22 protein-coding genes (1 of these 22 cut by a window edge) are annotated in these 25,144 nt (G+C 64.9%); 6 read left to right on the forward strand and 16 right to left on the reverse strand.

The window, feature by feature from the left end:
• Nucleotides 1-86: 86 nt before the first annotated feature.
• Complete coding sequence (locus tag E5Z01_RS08470) at nucleotides 87-1,136, reverse strand: LptF/LptG family permease (protein WP_233554611.1); 1,050 nt, start codon at nucleotides 1,134-1,136, stop codon at nucleotides 87-89.
• A 115-nt stretch (nucleotides 1,137-1,251) separates the two neighbouring features.
• Between E5Z01_RS08470 and E5Z01_RS08475 the strand changes: the two genes are divergently transcribed.
• The gene (locus E5Z01_RS08475; protein ID WP_135228960.1) at nucleotides 1,252-1,764 is read left to right on the forward strand and encodes a GNAT family N-acetyltransferase; all 513 of its coding nucleotides are present in this window, start codon (nucleotides 1,252-1,254) and stop codon (nucleotides 1,762-1,764) included.
• On the opposite strand, the gene ddrC is transcribed toward E5Z01_RS08475, so the two are convergent.
• Entirely contained in the window at nucleotides 1,742-2,434 is a 693-nt protein-coding gene (gene ddrC / locus E5Z01_RS08480) for a DNA damage response protein DdrC (RefSeq protein ID WP_135228961.1), read from the reverse strand. The two genes, E5Z01_RS08475 and ddrC, sit on opposite strands and share 23 nt — an antisense overlap.
• A gap of 300 nt (nucleotides 2,435-2,734) precedes the next feature.
• Here ddrC and E5Z01_RS08485 point away from each other — a divergent pair, with 300 nt between their 5' ends.
• Entirely contained in the window at nucleotides 2,735-4,642 is a 1,908-nt protein-coding gene (locus E5Z01_RS08485; RefSeq protein WP_135228962.1) for an acetate--CoA ligase, read from the forward strand.
• Nucleotides 4,643-4,684: 42 nt separating this feature from the next.
• On the opposite strand, the gene E5Z01_RS08490 is transcribed toward E5Z01_RS08485, so the two are convergent.
• From E5Z01_RS08490 to E5Z01_RS08510, 5 genes are all read right to left on the reverse strand, one after another.
• Nucleotides 4,685-5,221, reverse strand: coding sequence for a hypothetical protein (locus E5Z01_RS08490; protein ID WP_135228963.1), 537 nt, complete (start codon nucleotides 5,219-5,221; stop codon nucleotides 4,685-4,687).
• 12 nt (nucleotides 5,222-5,233) lie between these two features.
• Nucleotides 5,234-6,124, reverse strand: a complete 891-nt coding sequence (locus tag E5Z01_RS08495; RefSeq protein ID WP_135228964.1) for an EamA family transporter — start codon at nucleotides 6,122-6,124, stop codon at nucleotides 5,234-5,236.
• Between the two features lie 157 nt (nucleotides 6,125-6,281).
• Nucleotides 6,282-7,667 carry a D-alanyl-D-alanine carboxypeptidase/D-alanyl-D-alanine-endopeptidase gene (locus E5Z01_RS08500; protein ID WP_167757831.1) on the reverse strand — a complete coding sequence of 462 codons (1,386 nt, stop codon included), beginning with the start codon at nucleotides 7,665-7,667 and terminating at the stop codon, nucleotides 6,282-6,284.
• Nucleotides 7,668-7,899: 232 nt separating this feature from the next.
• Nucleotides 7,900-8,745 (reverse strand): SDR family oxidoreductase, encoded by an 846-nt coding sequence (locus tag E5Z01_RS08505; protein WP_135228965.1) that lies wholly within the window; start codon nucleotides 8,743-8,745, stop codon nucleotides 7,900-7,902.
• Nucleotides 8,746-8,823: 78 nt separating this feature from the next.
• The gene (locus E5Z01_RS08510; RefSeq protein ID WP_135228966.1) at nucleotides 8,824-9,564 is read right to left on the reverse strand and encodes an enoyl-CoA hydratase-related protein; all 741 of its coding nucleotides are present in this window, start codon (nucleotides 9,562-9,564) and stop codon (nucleotides 8,824-8,826) included.
• 277 nt (nucleotides 9,565-9,841) lie between these two features.
• Here E5Z01_RS08510 and E5Z01_RS08515 point away from each other — a divergent pair, with 277 nt between their 5' ends.
• The gene (locus E5Z01_RS08515; RefSeq protein WP_167757832.1) at nucleotides 9,842-10,936 is read left to right on the forward strand and encodes a coiled-coil domain-containing protein; all 1,095 of its coding nucleotides are present in this window, start codon (nucleotides 9,842-9,844) and stop codon (nucleotides 10,934-10,936) included.
• A gap of 114 nt (nucleotides 10,937-11,050) precedes the next feature.
• Here the strand turns inward: E5Z01_RS08515 and accC are convergent, their stop codons facing one another.
• The 3 genes from accC to efp form a co-directional block, all read right to left on the reverse strand.
• A complete protein-coding gene (gene accC / locus E5Z01_RS08520) occupies nucleotides 11,051-12,397 on the reverse strand; it encodes an acetyl-CoA carboxylase biotin carboxylase subunit (RefSeq protein WP_135228967.1) in 1,347 nt (448 codons plus the stop codon).
• Between the two features lie 82 nt (nucleotides 12,398-12,479).
• Nucleotides 12,480-13,040, reverse strand: a complete 561-nt coding sequence (gene accB, locus E5Z01_RS08525) for an acetyl-CoA carboxylase biotin carboxyl carrier protein (protein WP_119764814.1) — start codon at nucleotides 13,038-13,040, stop codon at nucleotides 12,480-12,482.
• A 321-nt stretch (nucleotides 13,041-13,361) separates the two neighbouring features.
• Nucleotides 13,362-13,919, reverse strand: a complete 558-nt coding sequence (efp, locus tag E5Z01_RS08530) for an elongation factor P (RefSeq protein ID WP_119764812.1) — start codon at nucleotides 13,917-13,919, stop codon at nucleotides 13,362-13,364.
• A 433-nt stretch (nucleotides 13,920-14,352) separates the two neighbouring features.
• Here efp and E5Z01_RS08535 point away from each other — a divergent pair, with 433 nt between their 5' ends.
• On the forward strand, nucleotides 14,353-15,072 hold the full coding sequence (locus tag E5Z01_RS08535; RefSeq protein ID WP_135228968.1) for a 50S ribosomal protein L25/general stress protein Ctc: 720 nt from the start codon (nucleotides 14,353-14,355) through the stop codon (nucleotides 15,070-15,072).
• Between the two features lie 228 nt (nucleotides 15,073-15,300).
• Here E5Z01_RS08535 and E5Z01_RS19945 read toward each other — a convergent pair whose 3' ends face one another.
• The gene (locus E5Z01_RS19945; protein WP_135228969.1) at nucleotides 15,301-15,603 is read right to left on the reverse strand and encodes a P-loop nucleotide/nucleoside kinase family protein; all 303 of its coding nucleotides are present in this window, start codon (nucleotides 15,601-15,603) and stop codon (nucleotides 15,301-15,303) included.
• 288 nt (nucleotides 15,604-15,891) lie between these two features.
• Here E5Z01_RS19945 and E5Z01_RS08545 point away from each other — a divergent pair, with 288 nt between their 5' ends.
• Nucleotides 15,892-16,560: a hypothetical protein gene (locus E5Z01_RS08545; RefSeq protein ID WP_135228970.1), complete on the forward strand. Its 669-nt coding sequence runs from the start codon at nucleotides 15,892-15,894 to the stop codon at nucleotides 16,558-16,560.
• Nucleotides 16,561-16,746: 186 nt separating this feature from the next.
• Here the strand turns inward: E5Z01_RS08545 and E5Z01_RS08550 are convergent, their stop codons facing one another.
• The 4 genes from E5Z01_RS08550 to E5Z01_RS08565 form a co-directional block, all read right to left on the reverse strand.
• Nucleotides 16,747-19,623 (reverse strand): 2-oxoglutarate dehydrogenase E1 component, encoded by a 2,877-nt coding sequence (locus E5Z01_RS08550; protein WP_167757833.1) that lies wholly within the window; start codon nucleotides 19,621-19,623, stop codon nucleotides 16,747-16,749.
• Between the two features lie 107 nt (nucleotides 19,624-19,730).
• Nucleotides 19,731-20,342, reverse strand: a complete 612-nt coding sequence (locus E5Z01_RS08555) for a hypothetical protein (RefSeq protein WP_135228972.1) — start codon at nucleotides 20,340-20,342, stop codon at nucleotides 19,731-19,733.
• Entirely contained in the window at nucleotides 20,339-21,025 is a 687-nt protein-coding gene (locus tag E5Z01_RS08560) for a hypothetical protein (protein ID WP_135228973.1), read from the reverse strand. Before E5Z01_RS08560 ends, E5Z01_RS08555 begins: the two co-directional genes overlap by 4 nt.
• A gap of 101 nt (nucleotides 21,026-21,126) precedes the next feature.
• Nucleotides 21,127-22,623 carry a hypothetical protein gene (locus E5Z01_RS08565; RefSeq protein WP_135228974.1) on the reverse strand — a complete coding sequence of 499 codons (1,497 nt, stop codon included), beginning with the start codon at nucleotides 22,621-22,623 and terminating at the stop codon, nucleotides 21,127-21,129.
• A 171-nt stretch (nucleotides 22,624-22,794) separates the two neighbouring features.
• Between E5Z01_RS08565 and E5Z01_RS08570 the strand changes: the two genes are divergently transcribed.
• Nucleotides 22,795-24,834: a molybdopterin oxidoreductase family protein gene (locus tag E5Z01_RS08570; protein WP_135228975.1), complete on the forward strand. Its 2,040-nt coding sequence runs from the start codon at nucleotides 22,795-22,797 to the stop codon at nucleotides 24,832-24,834.
• A gap of 3 nt (nucleotides 24,835-24,837) precedes the next feature.
• On the opposite strand, the gene E5Z01_RS08575 is transcribed toward E5Z01_RS08570, so the two are convergent.
• Nucleotides 24,838-25,144, reverse strand: the 3' portion of a protein-coding gene (locus E5Z01_RS08575) for a hypothetical protein (protein ID WP_135228976.1). The gene runs 170 nt beyond the window's last position; only the last 307 of its 477 coding nucleotides appear in the window; the start codon falls outside the window, past its right edge — the gene reads right to left on this strand; the stop codon is at nucleotides 24,838-24,840.

A 25,144-nucleotide genomic window follows, 5' to 3' on the forward strand; every position in this document is an offset into this window, starting at 1 on the left:
TTTGCTGCTTATTCCGTTTCGTGGAGAGTGCTGCTGCCCGGCGCTCTCACCGCAGTTGGTCTGAACTCCCGCGAGCCTTAGACCGCTCATTTCAGCCTCCAGGCCAGCACGCCGCCAATCAAGAGGAACAGCAGGCTGGGCGTCCAGGCGGCCAGGGCAGGCTGCACCGCGCCGACACGGGCGAGTTGCGGCATCAGGTAAAACCACAACACGTAGAACAGCGCCACGAACACGATGAGGCCGCCCAGCGCGGCCACACGGCTGCGAAAGAGCAGGCCCAGGGCGCCCGCCGCCAGTGCGAAGGCCAGCGGCGTGAACGAATCGGCGTAACGGCTGGCGAGGGTGTACTGGTACACGCGCCTGGTTTCGCCCTGCAGGTCGCCGCCGGCCAGTTCGGCGCGCAGCTGCGCGTTGCTGGTTTTCTTCGGGTCCGGGGGAGGCCGTTTCAGGGTGTCGTCCTGCGGCACGGTGACGCCCGTCATGAGTTGCTGCGGGTGTTCGCCCGGTACGGTGCGCCACGGCATGTCCAGTTGCCAGGTGCGGGTCTGGGCGTCCCAGGTTCCCGTCTGGGCGGTCAGGGTTTCGTTGCCACGCTGCACCATCACGCCGAACAGCCGCGCGCTGCGGCCCTGCGTGTCGCTTTCGACCCGGCCCGCGTAGTACAGGCCGCCCTGCGGGGCGTAGGTGTACCGGTCCTGACTGGGAATGGGTTGACCGTTGCCGTAAATGGTGCGCCAGGTGGCTTCCCACTTCTCCAGCCCGGCGGGCATCAGCGTGCCGGCGTTCCAGAACACCAGCAGGCCCACCAGCGCAAACGGCAGCATCAGCGGCCAGATCAGGTTGAGGGGCCGCACGCCCGCCGCCGCGATAGCTTTGACTTCACTGTCCTTCTGCAGGCGGGAAAGCGCCAGCAGAATCGAGAACGGCACCGCCACCACCAGCGTTTTGCTGAGCAGCGTGGGCGAGTACGCCAGAAGCGCGGTGAGGAACTGCCCGAAGGACGCCTGCGTCTGGAGGGCGCGGCCCACCGAACTGGCGATGATGTCGGTCATTTGCAGCACCATGAACAGGGCCAGACCCACCGCGTACATTTGCAGGACTTCGCGCATGACGTAGCGGGGCAGGGTGTTGGGCACGCGCCGAATTCTAGCGGCACCAGATGAGGAATACAGCGGAGAAGTGCAGTGGGCACCGGGGCCGCGCCGGGGGATTCCAGGTTCAGGCGGCTCAGGCTACCGTTATCCTGCCAGCATGCAGGTGACTTTGCGCGAGTGGCAAACCGGGGATGAGGCCGCGGCGGTGCGCTGGAGCCGTGACCGGGCCTTTTGCCGGGCCAACGGCTGGACGCCCGATCTGTCGGCGCAGCAGGTGCGCGAGTGGTGGCGTGAGCGCGGTGAGCAGGCCGGCCACCTGAGGATGATCGAGGTGGACGGTGGGCTGGTGGGCTATGCCGAGTGGCAGGACGTGCAAGGCGGCGAGGCCGAACTGGGGATCGCCATCGGGGACAGTGATCTGTGGGGCCAGGGGGTGGGGACGCAGGCAGGAAAGCAAATGCTGGCCTGGGCTTTTGGTGAGCTGGGGCTGCGGCGCGTGTGGGCCGAGGTGCATGAACCCAACGCCCGCTCGCTGGCGCTGATGCGCCGGCTGGGCCTGCGGGAGGTCAGCAGAAACGGCACCGGGGAGTACCAGGGTGCCGTGGTGTCGATGGTTCAGTTCGAGTTGTTGTGCGGGGAAAAGAGAATCAACCGGCCTGCGGAGGCGTGACCCAGTTCAGGCGCTCCTTGCGGGCCACATGCTCGTGCAGTTGCAGGATGGCGGTATTGCCGTGGGCGCCGTGCTCCTGAATGGCCCTGGCAGTGGCGGTGTCCAGGTAGGCCAGCCTCAGCAGTTCGGTGCTGCTCAGGCCGTCGCGGGTCTGCTTGACGCCCCGGACGCGGCGAATGGTGGCGCTGTCGGTGCCCAGCACGCTGCGGTTGCTGATGCTGCCCAGTTGGCCGTATACGCGGCCCTGACCGCCGTGGCGGGCCACGGTGCTCATCAGTTCGCGGCGGGCGCCGGTGCTTTCCAGGCGGGCGGCCAGCCAGCGGCGGGCTTCGGGATCGGGATTGGCTTCGGCAATCTGGGCGGCCAGGCGAATATCGCCCTGCATGGCGCGCGCCAGCATGTCCTGGGCACGCCGGCGCCAGCGCCGCGCTTCGGTGGTCTCGAAAGTAAAGGCCAGGCGCGTGAATTCCGGAACGCTGAGGCTGGGTTCCAGCCCGGCGCCGAAATCGCGCGTTTGCAGTTCGAGGTCGTTGAGGTCAGCGAAGCTCTGCCAGTCGCCCGGCATCTCGATGCCGAGGGCCAGCAGGGCGGTGGGGGCGTACAGTTGCCCATCCGCACTGGCGGGCAGGCGAACCGAGCCGAATTCCAGAGTGAGCGGTAGGTTCGTCATAAGGAAAGTATACCATGAATTATGTCATCAGCATAATTTTAGGCGATGCTGAAAACGAAGTGTTAAGACTTGAAAACACCGCTCCTGGCAATCAATTTCTGCCATTCGGATGTTTAGATTCGCTCTTCTGAATATTGACCGAATTTCGTTACGGACAAATCTCCAGCAGTGACTGGCCGGCCCGTTTTCCAGCCCTCCACCTTCTAGACACGCGGCGTTTCCCCGTGAGGAACAGCGGCTGAACGTCCCGCCGGCCGCGGACTACACTCGGCGTAAGCCACAACCCAACAGGAGGACGTTATGACTGAACCTCAAGCGAGTCAGCCTCAGGCCGCGCCCCAGCGCATTCCTACCCCCAGAAGCGTCGTGCAGCGCCTCCAGTACGATCCACAGGCCGACATCGAGCGCGCCGCGCAGGATGCCGAGGCCTTCTGGCTGGAGCAGGCGAAAACCTTCGTGTGGACAAAAGAACCTGGCCAGGCCCTGAAGTGGGACAGGCCCCACCACACCTGGTTTGCCGACGGCGAGACGAACATCACCCTGAACGCCCTCGACCGGTACGCGAAGGGCGAAGCCCGCACCAGAGCGGCGCTGATCTGGATTACCGAGGACGAGCAGGCCCACATCTACACCTACGGCACGCTGCATGACCGGGTGGAACGCTTCGCGGCCGGGCTACAGAGCATCGGCGTGAAAAAGGGCGACCGGGTGATCATCTACATACCCCTGACCCCCGAGGGCGTGATCGCCATGCTGGCCTGCGCCCGCATAGGCGCGGTGCATAGCGTGGTGTACGCGGGCCTGGGCGCGGGGGCGCTGCGTGACCGCATCGAGGACGCCGGGGCGAAAGTCGTGATCACCGCCGACGTGGGCTACCGGCGCGGCAAACTCGTGGACCTGTACGCCATTGCCGCCGAGGCCATCCAGGAACTGGTGGGCGTGGATTACCTGGTGCTGCACGAGCGCATCACCAGCCTGCACCGCGAGCACGACAGCCGCACGGTGGATTTCCAGGAACTCATGAAACAGGGCAAGGCCGAGGCTGTTCCGGTGAACGCCGAAGACCCGCTGTTCATCCTGTACACCTCCGGCAGCACCGGCAAACCCAAGGGGGTCGTTCACACGCACGGCGGCTACATGGTGGGCACCAGCTACCACATGAAAGCGCTGTACGACGTTCACCCCGGCGACGTGTTCTTCTGCACCTCGGACATCGGCTGGATCGTGGGGCACAGTTACATCGTGTACGGCCCGCTGGTGTCCGGCAGCACCATCATGTTCCGCGAGGGTGCCCCCGACTACCCCGACACCGGCGTGCTGTGGCGACTCATCGAGAAATTCGCCGTGAACGTGCTGTTCACCGCGCCCACCACCCTGCGCATGTTCATGAAACTGGGCGAACAGGTCTTGAAACCCTACGACCTCTCGACCCTGCGCGTGGTCGCCTGCGCGGGCGAGGCCCTGAACCCCGAGGCGTGGCGCTGGGCGCAGGAACATCTCGGGGGCGGCACCGGGGAAGGCGCGCACGCGGTCGTGATCGACAACTGGTGGCAGACCGAACTGGGCGCCCCCACCATCGGCACGCACCCGCGCTGGCCCGCCCGGCCCGGCTACGCCGGCAAGCCGCTGGCGGGCGTGGACGCCGACGTGGTGGATGAGCAGGGAAATCCCGTCCCGGTGGGCCAGCAGGGGTATCTGGTGATTCGCAAGCCTTTCCCCAGCATGATGCGCGGCATTCACGGCAACCCCGAGAAGTACGCCGAAGTCTGGAACGAAAATCCCGCCGGCTACACCTCGGGCGACCTCGCCATGAAGGATGAGGACGGGTACATCAGCATCCTGGGCCGCAGCGACGACGTGCTCTCGGTCGCGGGGCACCGCATCGGGTCAGCGGATGTCGAGGACTCGCTGGTCAGCCACCCCGCCGTGGCCGAAGCGGCTGTGATCGGCGTACCAGACGCCATCAAGGGTGAAGCCATCCACGCCTACGTGATTCTGCGCCGCGGCTTCGAGGGGCAGGTCGGGCGCGGCCTGCGCGCCTCCATCACCGAACACGTGCGCCACACCCTCGGCCCTATCGGCACGCCCGCCGCCATCGAGGTCGTCGAAACCCTGCCCAAGACCCGCAGCGGCAAGATCATGCGCCGGGTGCTGCGGGCGCAGGCCATGGGCCAGGACCCTGGCGACCTCACCACGCTGGAGGGGTAGGAGAAGGCAGCAACTGGGGAGACCGCCTCGTGAGGGGCGGTTCTACTTGTTGCTTCCGGCCAACTGAGTCAGAACGCTCTGCAACTCCTCCTGAATTCGGTTTTGTAGCCACGCTGACGCCGCCTCTCCACGGATGTCCGTCCATCCGTACTCTGGATCTATACTTTCGGCATCGTAGTCGAGTTGATAGAGGGCGTCCTTCAGGAAAGCGGGCGGAGCTACGGGCAATTCCAGTCCACCCATCTCTATGTTTTCGAACACGAGCGGATAAAGTTCGCTGATTATTTGAGAGGGGTTTTGTCCGCTCTGCACCTTGCTCAGCGCCCGCTCGACAAGCTGCTGGGGAAAGTCACGAGCCTGGCATTTCTGCGCCAACTCTGCCAGGGCTTTTCTTGCCCCGGAATCTTCAGGGCGGTTGTTCAGGCTGATTTCCGTGATCTGTTCAGGCCACACATCAAGCCGTTCGATCCATCCATCAGCCCAGGCGACCACTTCTGTCCAGGGGGCCAGATTGGTGTACACCGCCCAGTTCAGGAACAGGGCTTCGTCAGCTAGTTGAGATGGGATTTCAGCAGGCACAGGTTGATTATGTTAGTGCTTTCTCCACCACCGCCCGCCGAAGACGTGCAGCACGATTCCCACCGACACCAGCAGCGCCCCGATGACCTTGCCCGCCGGGAAAGTCTCGTGGAAGATAATCGCGCTGGACAGCATCCCGAACACCGGAACGAGCAGCGACAGGGGTGCGACCCTGGCCGCGCCGTGCTTCTGAATCAGGCTCGACCAGATGCCGAAGCCTAGCACCGTGTTGAAGAGGCCCATGAACACGATGGCCGCCCAGAACGGCCAGCCCTCGTGCGTGAGGGTGTGCGCCACGCTGCCCCAGCCGCGCGTGAAGCCCGCCATGATCGTCAGCGGAATGGGCGGAATCAGGGCGCTCCAGATCACCAGGGAAAACACGTTGACGTTCCCGGCGGCCCGCACCAGCAGGTTGCTGATCGACCAGCCCAGCGCGGCCACCAGCGTGACCAGCAGCGGAAAAAAGGGCACGTCCTGCCCGGCGAAGGCGCCGATGACCGCCATGCCCATAAAAGCCACGCCCATGCCCCAGGCCTGCCACGGCATGATCTTTTCGCCGAAAAGTCGGGCGGCCAGCAGCGCCGTGAAAAACGCCTGCGTCTGCATCAGCAGGCTGCCCATGCCGGCGCTCATGCCCAGTTGAATGGCCAGGTACAAGAGGCCGAATTGCATGACGCCCACCGCCAGCCCGTACCCCCACAGCAGGCGGGCAGGTATGGCGGGTTTTGGAATGAAGAACACGGCGGGAAAGGCCGCCACCGCGAAGCGCAGCGCGGCCACCAGCAGCGGTGAGGTTTCGCCCACCGACCATTTGATGACCACGAAATTCACGCCCCAGATGAAGGTGATGAGCAGGGCCAGCAGCAGGCTGTGGGTGGTGAGGGGCTGCGGCGCGGCGGTCATTGCGAGGAAGTGTACTCCTGCTGGCATAAATCAGAAGAATTCCGCTTGATCGGGGCTGTCCTCACTGAGGCACCTGACCAAACCGGAAAAGGGGTGCCTGCAGAGGCACGATCATGGGGCTTCCTCTGCGGGCTGTGCCGGACACTTGCCCGCTGCCTTAATGCCCCGCCGCGATGGCCCTGACCAGCTGATCCTGCTGGTCGCGCAGGGTCAGCAGCGGGGCGGTGTCCGGGCCGTTCATCAGAATGGCGAAGGTCAGCACCCGCCCACTTCTGGCGGTGACATACCCGGTCAGGCTGCTCACGCCCGGCAGCGTGCCGGTCTTGGCGCGGACATCCAGGCCGCTGCCCAGCAGGCGCGTGGCCATGGTGCCGCCCCGCCCGCCGTGATCCGGCAGGCGCTCCCCCGTTCCGGCCAGCGGCAGGGCTTCCACGAAGGCATTTTGCCGCTGCCGGTAAAGATTCTCCGGCAGGCCCGGCCGCCCGGTGGAGTACGGCAGGTCGTACATGACTTTCAGCAGGTCGGTCAGGGCGCGGGCAGTCAGTCTGCTCTCGCGGCCCAGGCCACTGCCATCGGCCAGCACCACGCCGCTCAGGTTCACGCCCAGGCCTTCCAGCAGGGCGCGTTCGCGTGCCAGTGCGCCCTTCAGCGTGCCGCCCCCCGCGTGGCCGGCGCCCAGCGTGGCCAGCAGTTCCTCGGCGCGGCGGTTGTCACTGGGGCGCAGCACCGCCCACACCAGCGGCACCACCGAACCGCTGCGCACGCTCGCCACCCCCTGCTCCGGGCGACGTTCCAGGGGAATCACCGGGTCGGGCGGCAGGACATGGCCCTGCTCATCCTTCCGTATGGGCGGCTGGTAGGGGCGGTACACGGGCGCTGGGCCGATCACGTCCGAACGCACCTTGATGCCGGCACGGCGCAGCTCCACGATTAACGGGCGGCCCAGCGCCTCACGAATGTCGCCGGGATCACGCGGGGCGTCCACCCACTCGCTGAGGCGCACGGCGGGCATGGCGGCCTCGTACCAGGTGGACAGGAAACTGGCGGCGTCTTGCCGCGACTGGTCGAAACGCACTTCGCCCACCTCGCGCACGCCCGCCGCAAAAGCCTGCCGGGCCAGTTCGCGCAGGCTGTTCCTGCCCGTGGCAACGCTGAGGGTCGGGTCAGCCGTGCCGCGCAGGGTCAGGGCCTTGACTTTCGCCTGGCCGGAATCGGCGGCGGGGACGGTCAGTTCGGTACTCCACCAGCCCTGCGCTCCCTGGCGTTCCACCAGCACCGCCGCGCCGGTCACGGTCTTGAGGGCGCTGGCGGGAATCATGGGCGCGTCGGCGTGCAAGGAATCCAGCACCCGCCCATCACGCACGTCGCGCACCAGCAGAGTGACCTTCACGTCGCGCTGCACCCGGTCAAGCACGCGCTGCACGCCGGCCGACGGCCCCGGCTCGCGCCGCAACGTCACACTGGACACAGGGGCGTCAGCGACCGGAGCCTGCCCGACCGACACGCAACCCAGCAGCAGAAAAAGCAGAACAGCCCGGCGCACACGCAGAGCATACACGCGCTGAGCGGGTCAGAATGACCACCCACCGATCCACGTTCCAGACCGGAGTAGAGCAGGTCTCCGAATGACGCGCTCTGGGGTGCCCTTCCCCAGAGCGCTCCATGCTCGCCTGCGGAGCTGTGCCAGTCCGTCCTGCTCGTCTAAATTTACTCGCCCTGCTCGGACAAAGTCCCTGTGTTCTTTTGTCAAATGCTCTAGGCCAGTCAACGGGGGGTTACTCTGCCCTGTTCTGTTGCGCCTGCATGGCCAGGTACATCTGGTACTGCGGTGCGCCGCCCAGCAGGTTCTGCCCGCCGTCGACGTTTAAAATCACGCCGGTGACGTAACTGGCCGCGTCGGACACCAGGAAAAGGGCGGCGTTGGCGATGTCCTGCGGAAGGCCCATGCGGCCCAGCGGGACGCCCTCTTCCACGCGTTTACGGCTTTTCTCGTCGGGGGCCAGGCGAGCCATGCCTTCGGTGCCGTCGATCGGGCCGGGGATAATGGCGTTCACGCGAATGCCGCGCACCCCCCACTCCACGGCCAGGGTTTCGGTGAGCCGGTCGACCCCGGCCTTGGCGGCGACCACGTGCGCCTGCATGGGCACCGCCACCCCGTAGGCGCTGATGCTCAGAATGTTTCCGCCGGGGGTTTTCAGGTGCGGGGCGCAGGCTTTCACGGTGTTGAAGGTGCCGTTCAGGTCGATGTCCACCACGGTCTTGAAGCCGTTCGGGGAAATACCGTCCACCGGCGCGGGGAAGTTGCCGGCGGCGCCCGCCAGCACGATGTCGAAGTCCCCCAACTCCTGCGCGGCCTGCGCCGCGGCGGCCTGCATGGCCGCGAAGTCGCGCACGTCCGCCGATACGCCCAGTGCCCGCCCGCCCGCGTCCACGATGCCCTGCGCCGCCCGCTGCGCTTTCTCGAGGTTGCGCCCCAGGATCGTCACCGCGCAGCCGTGCGCCGCGAAACTCTGCGCGATGCCCAGGTTGATGCCGCTGCCCCCCCCGGTGATCAGCGCGTGCTTTCCCGCCAGCAGGTCAGGGCGAAAAGTGGATTCAGGGGTACCGGGTTTCAAGGTCATAGATGCTCCTTAGCGTAGGTGAGTCGAGCGGCGAGAGGCAAACCCAGCTTGAGCGCACAGATAAGCTCCCCTCACCACTTATTTCTTGAGTGCGTTTTGCAAGCCTTCCAGCGTCATGTGCTGGGCGTTCCACTGCACGGCGCCCTGCATGCTTTCGTGGTGGGGCAGACCGTCTTGAAGGGTACGTTTGGTGCCTTCCAGGGCCCTGGCGGGCAGCCCCGCGAGGTGCCGGGCGAGTTCATCCGCACGCTGGAAGAGGGCTTCCGGCGTGTCGAGGACTTCAGTGACCAGGCCCCAGCGTTCGGCAGTGGAAGCGTCGATGGGTTCGCCGGTCAGGGCCAGGTGTGCGGCGCGGCCCCGACCGATCAGGTGGGGCAGGCGTTGCAGCCCGCCCAGGTCAGCGGTAATGCCCAGTTTCACCTCCGGCAGACTGAATCTGGCCTCGCGGCTGCACAGGCGCAGGTCGCAGGCGCTGATGGTTTCCAGGCCCGCACCGATGCACCAGCCGTGAACGGCGGCAATCACGGGGATGGGCAGCTGGCTCAAGCCCTCGATGGCGGCATGCATTTCCGCCACCACCGCCTGGAATGCACTGGGGTCACCCAGCGTGGGGGCGATCACGGCGGCGTTGTCTTTGACGTCCAGGCCCGCGCTGAACAGTTGCTCACCGCGCAGGATCAGCACGCGAGACGCTTGCACCTCGGCCAGCGCCTGCGGCATTTCGCGCCAGAAGGTGGTGTTCATGCTGCCCATCCTGGTCACGATGGTCAGCGTGGCGACGTCGTCCTGACGGGTGAGGCGAACGGTCTGGTACGGCATGGCGTCAGTGTAAAGGAAGCGGCGCCGCTGCCCCTACGCCCTCAGGGCAGAATTCCTGGCCTGCACGAAACCATGAAAAAAGCAGCAAAGTTGACCGATAAATGAGATATTTATGAACCAATACCATGGGCTGGCGCCGGGATGCGGTGATAAAAGCCCGCAGCAAATGAGTGATAATGAGGAATGAGCAGAGGGTAAGGCGCCAGGCTCTGAGTATTAACGCCAGATCAGCCCGCCACTCAGTATTTGGCTTAAGCTGCTTTCTGAGGAGGATCGCATGAAGATGAAGAAATCACTGAGTACACTCACGTTCCTGCTGGCCGGATCGGCCTTCGCCGGTGGGGCTGTCGCCCCCATCACCACGCCCGCCAAAGTCGCCGCCCCCAGCGCGGTGGTCACGGTGGCCTGCACCGTCGGTGCTGAAGCCAAAGCCGCCATTGACCTGGTGGTCAGCAAGGGCCTCCTGCCCGCTTCCTACACCACCACCTTCGACTGGTGCAAGGCCGTGACCCGCCAGGAAGTCGCCATCATCCTGTCGCGCCTGCTGGCCCAGATGCCCGCCCAGCAGACCACCTTCAACCCCGCCGAACTCGACGTGCTGCGCAAGGGTGTGCAGGACGCCGTGGCCGGCCTTCAGGAACTGCGCGCCAGCCAGGCCGACCAGGCCAAAGCGATTGCCGACCTGCAAGCCCAACTGGCCGCCCTGCAAGACCAGCTGAAGAACATGCCCGCCCCCGGCACCGGTGAAGCCGGCGCCCAGGGCCCCGCGGGCGAGGCTGGTCCCGCTGGTGAAGCTGGCCCGGCTGGCCCCCAGGGCCCCGCTGGTGAAGCTGGCGCCGTCGGCCCGCAAGGCCCGGCTGGTCCTGCCGGACCCACGGGTGCGGCTGGCCCCGCCGGCCCCCAGGGCCCCCAGGGCATTCAGGGTGAACGCGGAGAGAAGGGCGACCCCTACATTCCCCCCGCCGCTCCCTTCCGCAACGGCAACTACGTGGGCCTGGCCGCCTACGGCGTCATGTACCCCAGCCAGGGCTTCATGGTGCGCGTCTCCGCCGGCAACGACCAGCTGGTGAACAGCTTCGGCGTGCGCATCACCGGTGACATCCCGGTGCGCGGCACCACGCCGGGCGCCAGCGCCAGCGCCGCCATTACCTACCGCGCCACCACCGGCCGCATCGACGGCATCCTGGGCGTCGGCGCCGGGTACAACTTCACCCGCGCCGCCACCTTCGGTGAACTGTCCATCGGCGTGGATTACCGCCTCACCGACAACATCGCCCTGTACGGCGAAGGCCGTCAGCACTACTACTTCAACATCGGGAACCCCTACCCGAACATCAGCAGCATCGCCGCTGGCCTGAAGTTCCGCTTCTAAAACCGCCTGCCGAAAACGCCCTCCATTTCCGGGGGGCGTTTTTCTTTTCCTGCCGGCCAACAAAAACCCCCGGCCTGCTCGCCGGGGACTGTTGCTGAAGGATTCCTGCCGAATTTACTTCTCGACCGTTTCCATGCGGGTTTTCAGGAAATTGGTCATGACAGCGCCACGTTTATAGAACGGGTTGTCCATGATCTTGATGTACAGCGGAATGGTGGTTTTCGGCCCCTGAATGACGCTTTCTTCCAGGGCGCGTTTCATGCGCGCAATGGCCTTGTCGCGGTCTTCGTGCCACACGATCAGCTTGCCGATCAGGCTGTCGTAGTTGGGCGGAATGCTGTAACCGCTGTACGTATGGGTGTCCACGCGCACGCCAGGGCCGCCCGCGAAGTGAACCTCGTCGATCTTCCCGGCGCTGGGACGGAAATCCTTGTCGGGGTCTTCGGCATTGATGCGGCACTCGATGGCGTGCCCTCTCAGCACGACATCGTCCTGGTCGATCTTCAGGCCCTCGCCGGCGGCAATCTCGATCTGCATGCGCACCAGGTCGAGGTTGCTGATCATCTCGGACACGCAGTGCTCGACCTGAATGCGCGTGTTCATCTCCATGAAGTAGTAGTTGCCGTCGCGGTCGAGGATGAATTCCAGCGTACCCGCGCCGGTGTAGCCGATGGAACTGGCCAGGCGCACGCCCGCCGCCAGAATTTCCTGACGCAGGCTCTCGGGCAGGGTACTGGGCGCTTCCTCGATGAGTTTCTGGTTGCGGCGCTGAATGCTGCAATCGCGCTCGCCGACGTGAATGACTTTGCCTTTGCCGTCGCCCATGACCTGCACTTCCACGTGCCGGAACTCGGTCAGGAACTTCTCCATGATCAATGCCGGGTCACCGAAGTACAGCTTCGCTTCTTCCTGCGCCTGCGCGAACCCCTTGGCCAGCTCATCCTGCGTTTGAATGACTTTCTGGCCGCGTCCACCGCCGCCCGCGCTGGCCTTCAGCAGCACCGGATACCCGATCTGCTTGGCGGCGGCCAGGGCATCCTCCACGGTTTCCAGCAGGCCCGTTCCCGGCACCACCGGCACTTTCGCGGCGGTCGCCACGGCGCGTCCATTCGCCTTGGAACCGAGGTCATCCATGTTCTCGGGCGTGGGGCCAATGAAAATAATGCCGTGCTCGCGGCACATCCGGGCGAACTCGGGGTTCTCGGCCATGAAGCCGTATCCGGGGTGAATGGCCTCGGCGCCCGTCATCAGGGCCGCCGAGAGGATGTTGGGGATATTCAGGTAAGACTGGTTGCTGGCCGGCGGCCCCACGCACACCGACTCGTCGGCCAGCAGCACCGGCAGGCTCTTCTCGTCGGCGGTCGAATACACCACCACGGTCTTGATGCCCATTTCCCGCGCCGTGCGAATCACGCGCAGGGCAATCTCGCCACGGTTGGCGATCAGGATTTTCTTGAACATGGCTTGCCTCCGGCAAGATGTCTAAGGGTCAAGGGTCTAAGAGTCTGAGGAGATCAGTAACCCAGACGCTCGACCCTCAGACTCACTCGATCATGAACAGGGTCTGCCCGTACTCGACGGGTTCAGCGTTCTTCACCAGGATTTCGACGATGGTGCCGTCCATCTCGGCCTCGATTTCGTTCATCAGTTTCATGGCCTCGATGATGCACAGCACCTGCCCACTCTTCACGCGGTCGCCCACCTTCACGTAAGCCGGCGCGTCGGGGCTGCTGGCCGAGTAGTACGTTCCCACGATGGGGGCCTTGACCGGCTGACCCTTGCTGGCGGCCTTGGGGGCCTCGGCGGGCTTGGCGTCCGCTTTCGGGGCTTCGGCTTTCGGCGTTTCAGCGGGTTTGGCCGCAGGGGCAGACGGGGCTGGGGTGGCCGGTGCCGGGGCGCTGGGAGCAGCGGGCATGGGAGGTGCGTAAGCCGGCATGGGCGCGGGCATGGCGTAAGTCGGTGCCGGCCCACCCATCACTGGGGCCGCAAAGGCCTGCGGGCCGCGCTTCAGGTCAAGGGCGTAGCTGCCCGTCGTCAAACTGAACTCGCGCACGTCAGCGTGAGTCAAAGCGTCCAGAATGGTCTTGAGGTCGTCAGGATTCATAGCCTCTCCTTGGGTTTTGAACTTTCCCCATTGTGACGCGGGGACGGACGCCGGGTGTGTCACTGCCACCCTAACGCCCACTCGTTCCCCAAGTTTAACGCGGATACACGCCATCACCGCGCCTCACTCCCAGGCCACCACATCCACCCACCACCGATGTTCAGGCACTGAGGACGAAGATCCTTAGCCAGAATTGCAGAGCGGTGAAGCAGAGACCCGGAGGTTCCGAAAAGGTGAAGCGGCAGCAGGATGGGTCAACTCGCCAGCAAACGCCATAAAAAACCGCCCCCGAACAGGGAGCGGCTTAAGCAAAAGCAGCTCTTAAGCGCGGCTGAGGTACTGTCCGGTGCGGGTGTCCACCTTCACGTTGGTGTCCTGCTCGACAAACAGGGGCACCTGCACGACCGCGCCGGTTTCCAGTTTGGCAGGTTTGGTGCCGCCGGACACGGTGTCGCCGCGCACGCCGGGGTCGGTTTCCACGATCTTCAGGATGACCTGGTTGGGCAGGCTGAGGCTGAGAGCCTTTTCGCCGTACATCGAGACTTCCACCTCGGTGTTCTCTTTCATGAACTTGGCAGCGTCACCGACGATGTTCTTGCCGAGGTGAATCTGGTCGAAGGTCTCCATGTCCATGAACACGTAGTCTTCACCGTCGGGGTAGAGGTACTGCATGGTTTTGCCCTCGACGAAGATGTCCTGCAACTTTTCACCGCTGTTGAAGGTGCGGTCGACGATGCTGCCGCTCTCCATGTTGCGGAATTTGGTGACGACTTTTGCGCCGCCGCGTCCCATTTTCAGGTGGGAGTACTCCAGGCATTCCCACAGGCCGCCGTCCATTTCGACTTTCGTTCCGTTTCTCAGTTCCGTGACGCTGATCATGTTTCTCCTTGTGTTTTGTCGGGCTTTTTTCCCGTCCGGGGCCGCTTCCATGCCCTCTGGGGGTGGGGGGCCGCTCGGCAACGGGAACAAGTTTAGCAAACCGCCCGGAATGCGGCACCATTCTGAGTTCACACTCCGCCAGGACGGCATGGGCTTGATGTTGCATGACCGCCGTGGCGCCCTGTCTTTTACTCGCTTCTGGCCGGATAATTTCAGCACGGCCCGGCAATCCGCCGAAGGGGTGGGCAACCCTTCCACTCCTGCGGCTGTTTTTGGTATGCTCTTACGGTTGCATGTCCGCCCTGCCCCCGACAGTGGCTCCGCAGAAGCGATGCTCAGTTGACCGAAACGTCCCGTAGAGCGCGGAACAGTGTCGGTGCGCGGCAGCGACGAACAAGCGAAAGATTTGTAGTACCCCGTTAAGGAGAAAGTCATGGAACTGAATGCCAAACCCCGTAGCAGCCAGGAGAAGCTGGCCGAAGGAATGATTCCCGCCGTCGCTTACCACAAGGGCCAGAATGTTTCCTTTGCCATCAACCGCAAGGAATTCGACCGGGCCTTCCGCAAGCAGAGCACCACCGGCCTGTTCGACATCACCGTGGAAGGCAGCGAGACCTTCCCGGCACTGGTGAAGACTGTGCAGATGGACAAGCGCAAGCGCATGCCGATTCACGTGGACTTCTACATGGTCACGTACGGTCAGGCCATTGAAGTGAATGTGCCGGTGCACACCAAGGGCAAGAGCGCCGGTGAGAAGGAAGGCGGCCTGCTGGACATCGTGACGCACACACTGCACATTCAGGCCCCCGGCCCGCGCCGCATTCCGGCAGAACTGGTGATCGACGTGAGCCGCCTGCGCATCGGCGATCACGTGACCGCGGGTGATGTGAAGCTGCCCGAGGGCTGCGAACTGAAGGCCGACCCGGAGCAGATCGTGATCAGCATCCTGCCGCCCCGCCTCAGCGAAGAGGAACTGGCTGCCGAAGCCGAAGCCGCCAAGGTGGCCGGCCTGGTCGCCGCCGGCGAACTGACCGAGGAGGCCGCCGCGGCCATCCTGGAAGGCGAAACCAGCATCGAGGAAGCCAAGGAAGCGTCGGACGACGAAGTGGTCAGCGGCCCCGAGAAGGCCGCCGGCGAAGGCAACGAAGAGTAATTCAACGGATGAAGGGCCGGGGAGAGTCTTCCCCGGTCTTTTTTGTTCTATTAGCCGATCAGTCAGGCTGATGGAATAAAGCCTGTTCCTCGGGTGTGGGGCGCTCGAACCAGGTGTTCCACAATTCCAGTTCCTCACGGGTGACCTTGCAGGGGTAACCCGGCTCGGCGTTCCTGCCTTCCAGTCGCCGCCACAGTTCTTCGAGTGACGGGTCGAGGAAGTACAGGATTACAGGATGACGTTGATGCCCAGTTCGGCCCCCCTGGCGCGGTACAGGTCACGTTCCTGCCTTGACCACAGGCCGTAGTCGAGAACAACGTCCGTTCCCAGCGTCAACACCCGCCGCGCGATTGACCACAGCAGCTCGTGTTCCAGCACGTCGCGTTTATCTTCGCTCTCGCCCGCGCCGAACAGCAGGTGCATCCAGTCGTCGGTGCTGAGGCGTAGGGCTGAGGACTGCGCTTCCAGACGGCGGGCCAGGGTGGTTTTCCCCGCACCGGGCAGGCCGACGCACAGGTGCAGGACGGTCATGCTGCCAGTGTAGGCCGCATTTACTACCTCAACTGCCAATCGTCGGGCGAGCTGAGCCTCTCGACCCTGCTGCTCCTGATTATGGTCGCCCTGCCCTGGGCCTGGCGCGGATTTGCCGGCCTGGCCGCTTTTTCATGTCGCTTTTTCTGCGGACGCAGTGAGGGGGTGTCCACTTCCCCCAACGGGTGGCCTGCCCACGAGTCATAACTTAGCAAGACGGCTTTTTTACACTGGACAGAGCAAGGAGCGCCGTCCCTCACGGTGTCTCTTTTGCGCCGAGGACTGACCGTGTGGTTTAAGAAACGCCTGACCCGAATTTCTCCTGCTTCTGCTGCTGTCCCTTCATCTCATCAGGCGACCCTGCGGCCGTGGGGAGACGACGCCTACCTGTCTCCTGTTCACCTGCCCCTGTGCATCGAAGGCGACGCGGGCGTGGTGCAGCGGGCTGCCACGCGTCTGCTGCTGGACGCCCAGCGCCAGGGCCTGCCCATCTTCGTGCAGGAGGGGCCGCGCCCGGTGGTCAGCCGCTGGGAAGCCCTGACCCTGCCGCGTAAGGCCATTTTGCCGCCGTTTCAGGCAGGCACGACGCGGGAAACCATCTACCAGACCCTCTCGGAAGTGGACGAGTGGGTCACGCAGGCGGACGCCACCGCGAACTCCGCCTGGCCGGCCCTGCTGGTGTGCAGCAGCCTGGGGGCTCACCGCGACACCCTGCTGGACGTGGCCCGTACCCTGAAGCAGGAGAGAAAGGTGGATCTGGGGGTCATCTACATCCTGAATACCCGGCAGCCGCCACTGGACAAGGCGGGGTTTGCGGCGCAGCTGTACTGCCAGGCCACTGGCAAGGCGGTGCTGCGGCGCCACCGCAGTCACCACAGCGTGCACATTCACCACGAAAGGGCGTCCGTGTCTGTTCCCTCCGGCGGGCGAACAGCGGATCAAAAAACGCTGGCCTGATAAGCCTTGCGTTTGATCAATTCCCCCAAAGATCACTGAAGGGCTTACTCTACGCAAATCGTCCAGAACAGTCTTTTCTTTTGCTCTTGTTCAAAGCTGCACAAGGGGCCAGAATTTTGATCACCCATGGCAAAGCCGGCGAGGACACCTCAGGGCCATCCTCGCCGGGGTATGGTTGCGCTGCGTTTAACCCTGTTGCTGGGCGACTTGCGCTTCAGCCTTCTCCTCGGCAATCACGTCCACCCTGATTTTCTCGCCCAGGGCGTCGGCGATGACTTTGGCCTGTTCCTTGGCGTGAACGCTGGCGTACCCGGCGGCGGTGCTGGCGCTGCGGGGGCGGCTGGCGTGGGTGAGGGTCTGCCCCTCGGCCAGGACTTTTTCCAGATCCTCCCAGACCATCAGCCAGGCTCCCTGGTTCTCGGGTTCTTCCTGCGCCCAGACGACCTGAGCACCGGGGTGCCTGGCGAGTTCGGCCCGCAGTTCCTCGGCGGGGAAGGGGTAGAGCTGCTCCAGGCGGATCAGGGCCGTTCCGGCGTAGCCTTCCCTGTCGGCCTCGCGGGCCTCGAACAGTTCCCAGTGCAGTTTGCCGCTGCTGACCACCACGCGGCGGGCGTTCTGCACGTCACGGTCACCAATGACTTCCTGGAAGGTGCCCTCGGCCAGTTCCGTGATGGGACTCATGGCGAGTTTATTGCGCAGCAGGCTCTTGGGCGTCATGACGATCAGGGGTTTACGGTAGGGGCGCAGCATCTGGCGGCGCAGCAGGTGGAAGATCTGCGCGGCGCTGCTGGGCACCACGACCTGCATGTTCTGCTGGGCGCACAGTTGCAGGTAACGTTCCAGGCGGGCGCTGCTGTGCTCGGGGCCGGCACCCTCGTACCCGTGCGGGAGGAGCAGGGTCAGGCCGCTGAGGCGCTGCCACTTGCTTTCCCCGGCGCTGAGGAACTGGTCGACGACCGCCTGCGCTCCGTTGGCGAAGTCCCCGAACTGCGCTTCCCACAGGATCAGGCTCTTGGGTTCGCTGGTGGAGTACCCGTACTCGAAGGCCATGATGGCTTCCTCGGAGAGGGTGCTGTCGATGACTTCCACGTGGCCCTGACCTTCACGCAGGTGGGCCAGGCTCATGTACTCCTCGGAAAAGGGGTTCTCGGCGTTCTGGTCGTGCAGCACGGCGTGCCGGTGCACGAAGGTGCCGCGCCCGGAGTCCTGGCCGACCAGGCGCACGCCGTAGCCCTCGTCGAGCAAGGTGGCGTAGGCCAGCATTTCGCCCATGCCCCAGTCGAGCGGCTGTTCACCCTTGGCCATGGCGGTGCGCGGCTTGATGACGGTGCGGTCGATGGTGCGGTGAACCTTGAAGCCCTCGGGAACCTGCACCAGCTTCAGGCCCAGTTCCTCCAGTTTCTCGCGCGGCACGCCGGTGGCGACCTCGTCGTCCTTCCAGTGGGTGCCGGTGTATTCGCTCCAGTCCACCGCCAGTTTGCTCTGGGCCAGGTTCTCGATTTCTTCCACGACCGTTTCGCCCCGGTCGAGGCGGTCACGGTACCTGTTCACCATCTCGTCGGCCTGCCCGGCGCTCAGCACGCCCATTTTCTCCAGTTCCTGCGCGTACAGGGCGCGAGTGCCGGGGTGCTGGTCGATTTCGCGGTACATGATGGGCTGGGTCATGCGCGGTTCGTCGGATTCGTTGTGACCGTTGCGGCGGAAGCCGATCAGGTCGATGAAGATGTCCTTCCCGAACTTCTGGCGGTAGGCGATGGCCAGGTCGCCGCAGAAGGCCACGGCCTCGGGGTCGTCACCGTTGACGTGCAGCACGGGCGCGTTGCCGATCTTGGCCACGTCGGTGCAGTAGCGGCTGGAACGGGTGTCACGCGGGTCGGAAATGGTGAAGCCGATCTGGTTGTTGATGACGATGCGAATGGCTCCGCCGGTGGTGAAGCCGCGCAGACGCGAGAAGTTCAGGGTTTCCATGACCACGCCCTGCCCGCTGACCGCCGCGTCCCCGTGTACGGTGATGGGCAGCACCTCCTGCCGCTCGGTGTCGCCGCGCCGATCCTGGCGGGCACGGACGCTGCCGTGAACGACGGGCGCGACGATTTCCAGGTGGCTGGGGTTGAAGGCCAGCGCCAGGTGCATGGCCCCGCCGGGCGTGCTGATGTCGCTGGAGTACCCCATGTGGTACTTCACGTCCCCGGCCACGTCGGGGTTGTCGCTAATCCTGGCCTTGCCGTCGAATTCGTCGAACAGCACGCTGGTGGGCTTGCCGAAGATGTTGACCAGGGTGTTCAGGCGGCCACGGTGTGCCATGCCGATCACCACTTCATGTACGCCCATGGTGCCGGCTTTCTGAATGATGCGGTCCATCAGCGGAATGAAGCTCTCACCGCCCTCCAGGCCGAAGCGTTTCACGCCGGGGTACTTGTTCTTCAGGTAAAGTTCCAGGCCCTCGGCGGCCGTGAGTTTCTGCATCAGGCGCAGGCGGTCTTCGGTGCTGCAGGTGTGGCGGCTCTTGCCCAGGCCGCGCTCGATCTGCTCCTGAAACCAGGCGCGTTCGTTGGCGGGCAGGTAGTTGTACTCGAAGCCGATGGTGCCGCAGTAGGTGTCTTTCAGCTGCTCGATCACCTCGCGCAGCGTGCCCCTGTACGGGCCGTCCTCGACCTGTGTGTTCAGGTCGGCTTCGGTCAGGCCGTAGAACTCCGGCTGCAACTCGGGAATCACGGGAATGCCGCGCATCTTCAGGGGGTTGGTTCGTGCGGCAATGTGGCCGTACACGCGGTACGCCGTGATCAGAGCACTCGCAGCCTGCTGAGCGCCGCTGTGCTGCCCCGTGCCCGCCAGTCCTGGGGCCTGCACCACCACCGGCCCGCCACGGCGTCTGGTGCCCAGATCATAGAAGGCCTGCTGCACGGCACTGTGCGCCGTTTCCTGCACCCCGCCGCGAATGTCGTCGAAGTACGAGCGCCACTCGCTGCTTACACTTTGTGGGTCATTCAGGTACTGTTCGTACAATTCCTCAATGAAGGCCGCATTGCCGCCCCACATCATCGTCTGCCCCTGCTGAGTCATGCCCCCCAGCATACCCAATACGCCCGGCTGAGATTGGGTTTACTCTGACGGTAACGACAAGGGCGGCGCGAGAATGGTCTCTCATGCCGCCCTTGAAACGTGAAGCTTTACTGGCTGGTGACCGGCGTGGGCAGGTGCATTTCATAGCGTTGCACTCCGCTGCTCTCCAGGCGGCGCTGATAGGTGGCGCTGCCAGTGGGCAGATAGACGTAATGCTCGGCGCGGCTCCAGCCCTGGTCCAGTTTCCAGACCTGGTTCATGCTGGGCGTGCTGAACTTCACCTCGGCGTCCTGGGAAACGTAGGCGACGCGGTCGTGGGTCATCAGGTCAAGGGCCTCGCCGGCCGTCAGCTTGCCGTCGCTGTTCTTGTCCTGCCACATCACCCAGTGCAGGAAATTGGCCTTGATGCCCTCAGCGTTCACGCCCGCCGGCCCCGCGCCGCTGGGCAGGAAGTCCAGCAGGGGCTTGGCATTCGCCGACTGCGCCGTCCACTTGCTGCCGTCCACCGCCACGCTGGTTGCGCCGGCTGGCACAGCCACCTGGTACACGCTCTCGCCGCTTTCCGTCAGCAGGCTCAGGTAAGCGCTGCTGGGCGCAGCGGGAAACCGCACTTCGATACCGCTGGATAGCTCAGGACGGCCACTGCCGGTGCCCCCCGGTGACTGGGAACAGGCGCCCAGCAGCAATGCTCCGAGCAGCAAAGGAACAAAACGTTTCATCGGCGGCCTCCCATGCTCATGCTGGTCATAAAGTCGGTGGGTTCATGCAGGCGAATCATGAGGTTCTCGTCCACGACGGGAACGCTATTCATGGTCACCACGTACTTGCCGGGCGTAGCACTGGGTTGCAGCACGGTGTGGCGCACCAGTGACCAGCCCTGCGTGCGGGTTCCCTTTTCGGTGCTTTTGCCATCTTTGGTGGTCATGCTGTACGTGAAGGCGCTGCTGGCATACCCGTACAGGTCATGCGTGATGTACCGTTCTTCCTCGGCGGTGGGGAAACGGTCGTTGTTCCGGTCCTCGTAAGCCACGAAGTGAATGTTGCAGGTGGTCACTGTGCTGGGATTCACGGTGACGTTCGTCATCTCTTTCGCCTCCCCCGTCATGAACGGAGTGGTGCAGCGCGTGTTCTTCGCCAGCGTCGCCAGGTCGGATTTGAACAGCGAGATGGAGGCGGTCTTGCCGCCGACGTACCCATGCGTCAACACGACGGGTTCGACCTTCTGGTTGTCCTGTAACTGGTAGGTCACGGCCGCGATGCTCAGGTTGGCGGGCGCATCCTCCGGCAGGCGGAAAGTAAGCAACACCGGCGGGTCATAGGGAACGGGCCTGGGGCAGGCGGTCAGCAGCAGCGGCAAACCGCCCAGGGCCACCAGCAGAGACAGACGGGCTTTTTTCATCATCACCTCATTGTAGGAAGGCCGGGCAGCCCTGTCATGCGAAGTTGACCGGATGGCCATAGGCGGGGCAGTCCCGCTGGTTCTTATGGCCTCCGGCTCTCCGTTCAGGTGGTCAAGCGCCGCTTTGCCAGAAAGGCGCGGCGGGCCAGGGGAGGGGTTACGCCGGGGCGCGTCCAGATGAGGGTGCCGAGGATCAGCACAACCACGCCGACCAGAATCAGCCCAGCGTGGTTGGTGAACAGGAAAGCCAGGGGCAGGGCGCTGGCCAGCAGGACGGGCGGCCAGTGCGCCGTCCCGAGGCTGCGCAGGGCCAGCAGGGCGGCCACGGCGGCCCCCAGCGGCGCGGCCAGATAGGCGGGCAGGTAGCTCATCAGCACGCCGCCCAGGGCGGTGCCGGCCAGCAGACCCAGCACCGCCAGGCCCAGTGCCAGCGGCGTAGCGTCCAGGCGGCGCCAGCGCGCCCAGACCAGGCCGAACAGGCCCGCGAGCAGCAGCGCGAGGGGCGCGAAGGCGTACAGCTTGGTCAGGGTTTCGCGCAGGCTGCTGACGGTGAAACTCAGCGACACGTTCTGCGCGGTAATCACGTTCTTGAGGTTCCAGGAGAGGTTGGTGCCGCCCAGCGTGCGGGCGCTGCGGGTGGGGTACAGGCTGTAGCGCGCAAACTTGGGGGCCTGGTTGGTGCGGATGTTCAGGTTGAAGTTGCGGATGGGTTCGCGCCGGTCACTCAGCAGGTACTGCCAGCCGCGCGCGCCCTGGTGGCGGTAGGTCACCGTGACGTGCGCGGTCTGGCCGGGGTTCAATTGGCCCTGCCAGCCATTGCCGTTCATCAGGTCGGCGGCGGCCAGTTCGTGCCCGTTCACGATGACCTGAAAGTCCGAGAGGGTGCCGCTGCCGTCCGGCAGGGGAAACACGAAGCGGGCGGTGACGGGCGTATCCAGCGGATTGGTAAAAGCGTACTGAGCGCCGAATCTGGCGTTGTAGCAACTGCGCCGCGCGCCCTGCATGGGGGACACGAAATCCAGATTCAGGTTGACCAGGGCCTGGTCGAGCCGGATGGGTTCCTCGCCCAGCAGCGTGGCGCTGCGGGTAAACATGATGTCCTGCCCGCTGCGCCAGAAGCGGTCGCGGAGTTTCACGATGTTCTGGCTGGTGGGATCTTGCAGGTAAGGCGCCAGGGTCTGCACGCCCTCCTGCTTGACGCGCTTGATCATGGCGGGTGGAATGACCAGGGTGCGTTCGTACTTCTTCTCGGTCAGGTAGGTGACGCGCGGGCTCTGCTGGGTGGTGGGCGCGGCGTCCGGGTCGGCGCTGCGGCTGGCACTGGCGCTGTCGCCGCTGCTGACGCGGTGCAGCACCACCTGCCCGATTACGCCCAGCACGCTGAAGCTCAGGGCAAACAGCGCGGCGGCGGCTCCCCAGGCGCCCACGGGGGTCAGGGTCTCGCGCAGGTGCGGCAGCGACCTGGCCAACAGGCCGGGCCGGAAAAGCCGCAGAGAAAGCAGCGCGGCGCCGCCCAGGACGGTCAGCCAGAACAGCCCCTGCCCCAGGGCGTGCCACGGGGTGAAGATTGACCACAGTAAATTCAGCGCCGTTTGAACCATACCGTCCCCCTTCAGAGGGCCGAGGTTCCCTCTGGATAGTGATGTGCAGCTTGATGTGTAAGGTACTCAGGGAGCGGCGTTTACACATCCATATTTAGTTGCAGGTGGCCGCCGCTAAAGGTGTAGAAGTGGCCCTTCGCCCGCCTGTGCAGGGCGCGTACACTACCCGGCATGACCCGCGATGTCCTGCTGACCTGCCCCCTGGATTGCCCGGACGCCTGCCGCCTGAAAATCACCGTTGCGCCGGGTGAGGACGCCAGAACTGGTCAATACAGCGAGCGCATGGTCAAGGTCACGGGCGACCCGGATCACCCCACCACCAGGGGCTTTGCCTGCGCGAAAACGGTGCATTACCCGGCGCGGGCCAACCACCCGCAGCGTCCGCTGTATCCGCTGCGGCGCGTTGGGCAGAAAACGGACGCCGAACCCCGCTTCGAGCGCGTGACCTGGGAAGAGGCGCTGGACGACATCGCCGCCCGGCTCAAGACGCTGCTGGAGTCCCGGGGGCCGCAGAGCATCCTGCGTTACCACTACGCCGGCACCATGGGCCTGATGGAAGGCCACCACGCGCACACGCTGTGGCGGGCGCTGGGCACCCCCGAACTGGAGGAAACCATCTGCGCCTCGGCGGGCACTGCCGCCTGGAGCCTGGGCTACGGCACGCGCTACGCCCCTGCGCTGCATGACGTGCAGCACGCCAGGCTGATCGTGCTGTGGGGCATCAACAGCCTCTCGACCAACAGCCACCTGACCCCGCACCTGACGGCGGCCCGCAGGAAGGGCGCGAAAATCGTGTGCGTCGACCCGTACCGCAACCGCACCGCCGCTTACGCCGACCAGCACCTCAAAATCAGACCCGGCACGGACGCCGCGCTGGCGCTGGGCATTATGCGCGAACTGTTCCTCAACGGCTGGACGGACAACAACTACATCGCCGAGGCCACCACGGGCATCGAGGAACTCCGCGAGGCCGCGCAGGACTGGACGCTGGAGCGCACCGCCGAAACCACCGGCCTCAGCGTCGAGGAAGTCCGCGAGTTCGCCCACGCCATCGGCACCACGCGGCCCACCTATATTCGCGTGGGGTACGGCATGACCCGCCATGAGCACGGCGGAAACAACCTGCGGGCCGTGACCCTGCTTCCCGCCCTGACGGGCGACTGGCGGCACAAAGGCGGCGGGTGCGCCCTGAGCAGCAGCGGCACCTTCAAGCTGAACCGCACGCACCTGGGCGGCGCTCACCTCGTCAGGCCCGGCTCCTCAAGCGTGAACATGGTCGAACTGGCCAATGCCCTGGAACCCGCAGCGGGCCTGGGCGCCCTGGTGGTGTACAACACCAACCCCGCCGTGGTCGCCCCCGAATCCGACCGGGTGCAGGCCGGGCTACAACGCGACGACCTGCTGGTGGTGGTGCTAGAGCAGGCCATGACCGAAACCGCGCGCCTGGCCGACTACGTCCTGCCCGCCACCACCTTTGCCGAGCACGCCGACCTCTACACCAGCTACGGGCACCACTACCTGGGCTATAACCCGGCCACGCTGCCTGCGCCGGGCGAGTGCCGCCCCAACACCTGGGTGTTTCAGGAACTCGGGCGGCGCCTGGGCGTCACCGAGCCGGCACTGTACTGGACGGTGGATGACCTGCTGAAAGACCTGCTGAACACGGATCATCCGTTCCTGCAAGGCATCACGCCCGAACGCCTGAAAGCGGAAGGCAGCGTTCCCCTGAACCTGCCCGGCGATTTCCTCCCCTACGCCGACGGAGCCGAAACCGGCAGCGGCAAGGTGCAGCTCTCCCCTGCCCCGCACCACCGCGAACCTCACGCCGAGTTGAATGACCACTTCCCGGTGCGGCTGCTGACTCCGCCCGCGCATCACTTTCTGAACAGCACTTATGGTGTGCTGGAGAATCTGAACCGGGCTGAAGGAACCGAACCCCATGTCCTCGTTCACCCGCAGGACGCCCGGCAGTATCAACTTCACGAAGGCGGGTATGCTTCCCTGCAAAGCGAGTACGGCAGCGTCCAGCGCCGCGTGAGGGTCACCGACACCACCAGCCCCGGCACCGCCGTGCTGGAAGGGACGTGGTGGGGGCTCAGCGCCCCCGACGGCAAAAGCATCAATGCCCTGACCGCCCAGACCCTCACGGATCTGGGGGGCGGCAGCACCTTTCACAACACCCGAATTAAATTGACCCCCGCCCAGCCGTAAGGCTTACCTGGCGCGGTCTGGCAGCAGCAGTGTCCGGGCCGCCACACTGGATGTCCAGATGCTGCGTAAACCGGTCTGAATGGCCGAGTTCGCCACGGCACTGTAGAGGCCTGGGGCCAGATCGGGCGAGGGGTACAGCGACTGTTTGCCGGAAGGTGTCGCCCGCACCGCCATAGGAAAAGCCAGGGCCAGACTGGCGATCATCACTGTCCCCAGAAGCAGGCCTCCCACGCCGCCCGCCAGCATGTGCGAGGGGCGCTCCAACGGATCAGGAATCAGGCGGCTGATGGCCAGACCACTGACAGCCCCC

It is taken from the genome of Deinococcus fonticola (genome assembly GCF_004634215.1).
GTDB classification, from domain to species: domain Bacteria; phylum Deinococcota; class Deinococci; order Deinococcales; family Deinococcaceae; genus Deinococcus; species Deinococcus fonticola.

What these genes read in the sequence shown, in the direction of transcription:
- E5Z01_RS08505 (WP_135228965.1), bottom strand. Translation starts at nt 8,745, where the DNA reads ATGACCTTGAAACCCGGTACCCCTGAATCCACTTTTCGCCCTGACCTG.
- E5Z01_RS08515 (WP_167757832.1), top strand. Translation starts at nt 9,842, where the DNA reads ATGAAGATGAAGAAATCACTGAGTACACTCACGTTCCTGCTGGCCGGA.
- accB (WP_119764814.1), bottom strand. Translation starts at nt 13,040, where the DNA reads ATGAATCCTGACGACCTCAAGACCATTCTGGACGCTTTGACTCACGCT.
- E5Z01_RS08565 (WP_135228974.1), bottom strand. Translation starts at nt 22,623, where the DNA reads ATGGTTCAAACGGCGCTGAATTTACTGTGGTCAATCTTCACCCCGTGG.
- E5Z01_RS08535 (WP_135228968.1), top strand. Translation starts at nt 14,353, where the DNA reads ATGGAACTGAATGCCAAACCCCGTAGCAGCCAGGAGAAGCTGGCCGAA.
- E5Z01_RS08555 (WP_135228972.1), bottom strand. Translation starts at nt 20,342, where the DNA reads ATGAAACGTTTTGTTCCTTTGCTGCTCGGAGCATTGCTGCTGGGCGCC.
- E5Z01_RS19945 (WP_135228969.1), bottom strand. Translation starts at nt 15,603, where the DNA reads ATGACCGTCCTGCACCTGTGCGTCGGCCTGCCCGGTGCGGGGAAAACC.
- accC (WP_135228967.1), bottom strand. Translation starts at nt 12,397, where the DNA reads ATGTTCAAGAAAATCCTGATCGCCAACCGTGGCGAGATTGCCCTGCGC.
- E5Z01_RS08485 (WP_135228962.1), top strand. Translation starts at nt 2,735, where the DNA reads ATGACTGAACCTCAAGCGAGTCAGCCTCAGGCCGCGCCCCAGCGCATT.
- E5Z01_RS08570 (WP_135228975.1), top strand. Translation starts at nt 22,795, where the DNA reads ATGACCCGCGATGTCCTGCTGACCTGCCCCCTGGATTGCCCGGACGCC.
- E5Z01_RS08475 (WP_135228960.1), top strand. Translation starts at nt 1,252, where the DNA reads ATGCAGGTGACTTTGCGCGAGTGGCAAACCGGGGATGAGGCCGCGGCG.
- efp (WP_119764812.1), bottom strand. Translation starts at nt 13,919, where the DNA reads ATGATCAGCGTCACGGAACTGAGAAACGGAACGAAAGTCGAAATGGAC.
- E5Z01_RS08560 (WP_135228973.1), bottom strand. Translation starts at nt 21,025, where the DNA reads ATGATGAAAAAAGCCCGTCTGTCTCTGCTGGTGGCCCTGGGCGGTTTG.
- E5Z01_RS08550 (WP_167757833.1), bottom strand. Translation starts at nt 19,623, where the DNA reads ATGACTCAGCAGGGGCAGACGATGATGTGGGGCGGCAATGCGGCCTTC.
- ddrC (WP_135228961.1), bottom strand. Translation starts at nt 2,434, where the DNA reads ATGACGAACCTACCGCTCACTCTGGAATTCGGCTCGGTTCGCCTGCCC.
- E5Z01_RS08495 (WP_135228964.1), bottom strand. Translation starts at nt 6,124, where the DNA reads ATGACCGCCGCGCCGCAGCCCCTCACCACCCACAGCCTGCTGCTGGCC.
- E5Z01_RS08510 (WP_135228966.1), bottom strand. Translation starts at nt 9,564, where the DNA reads ATGCCGTACCAGACCGTTCGCCTCACCCGTCAGGACGACGTCGCCACG.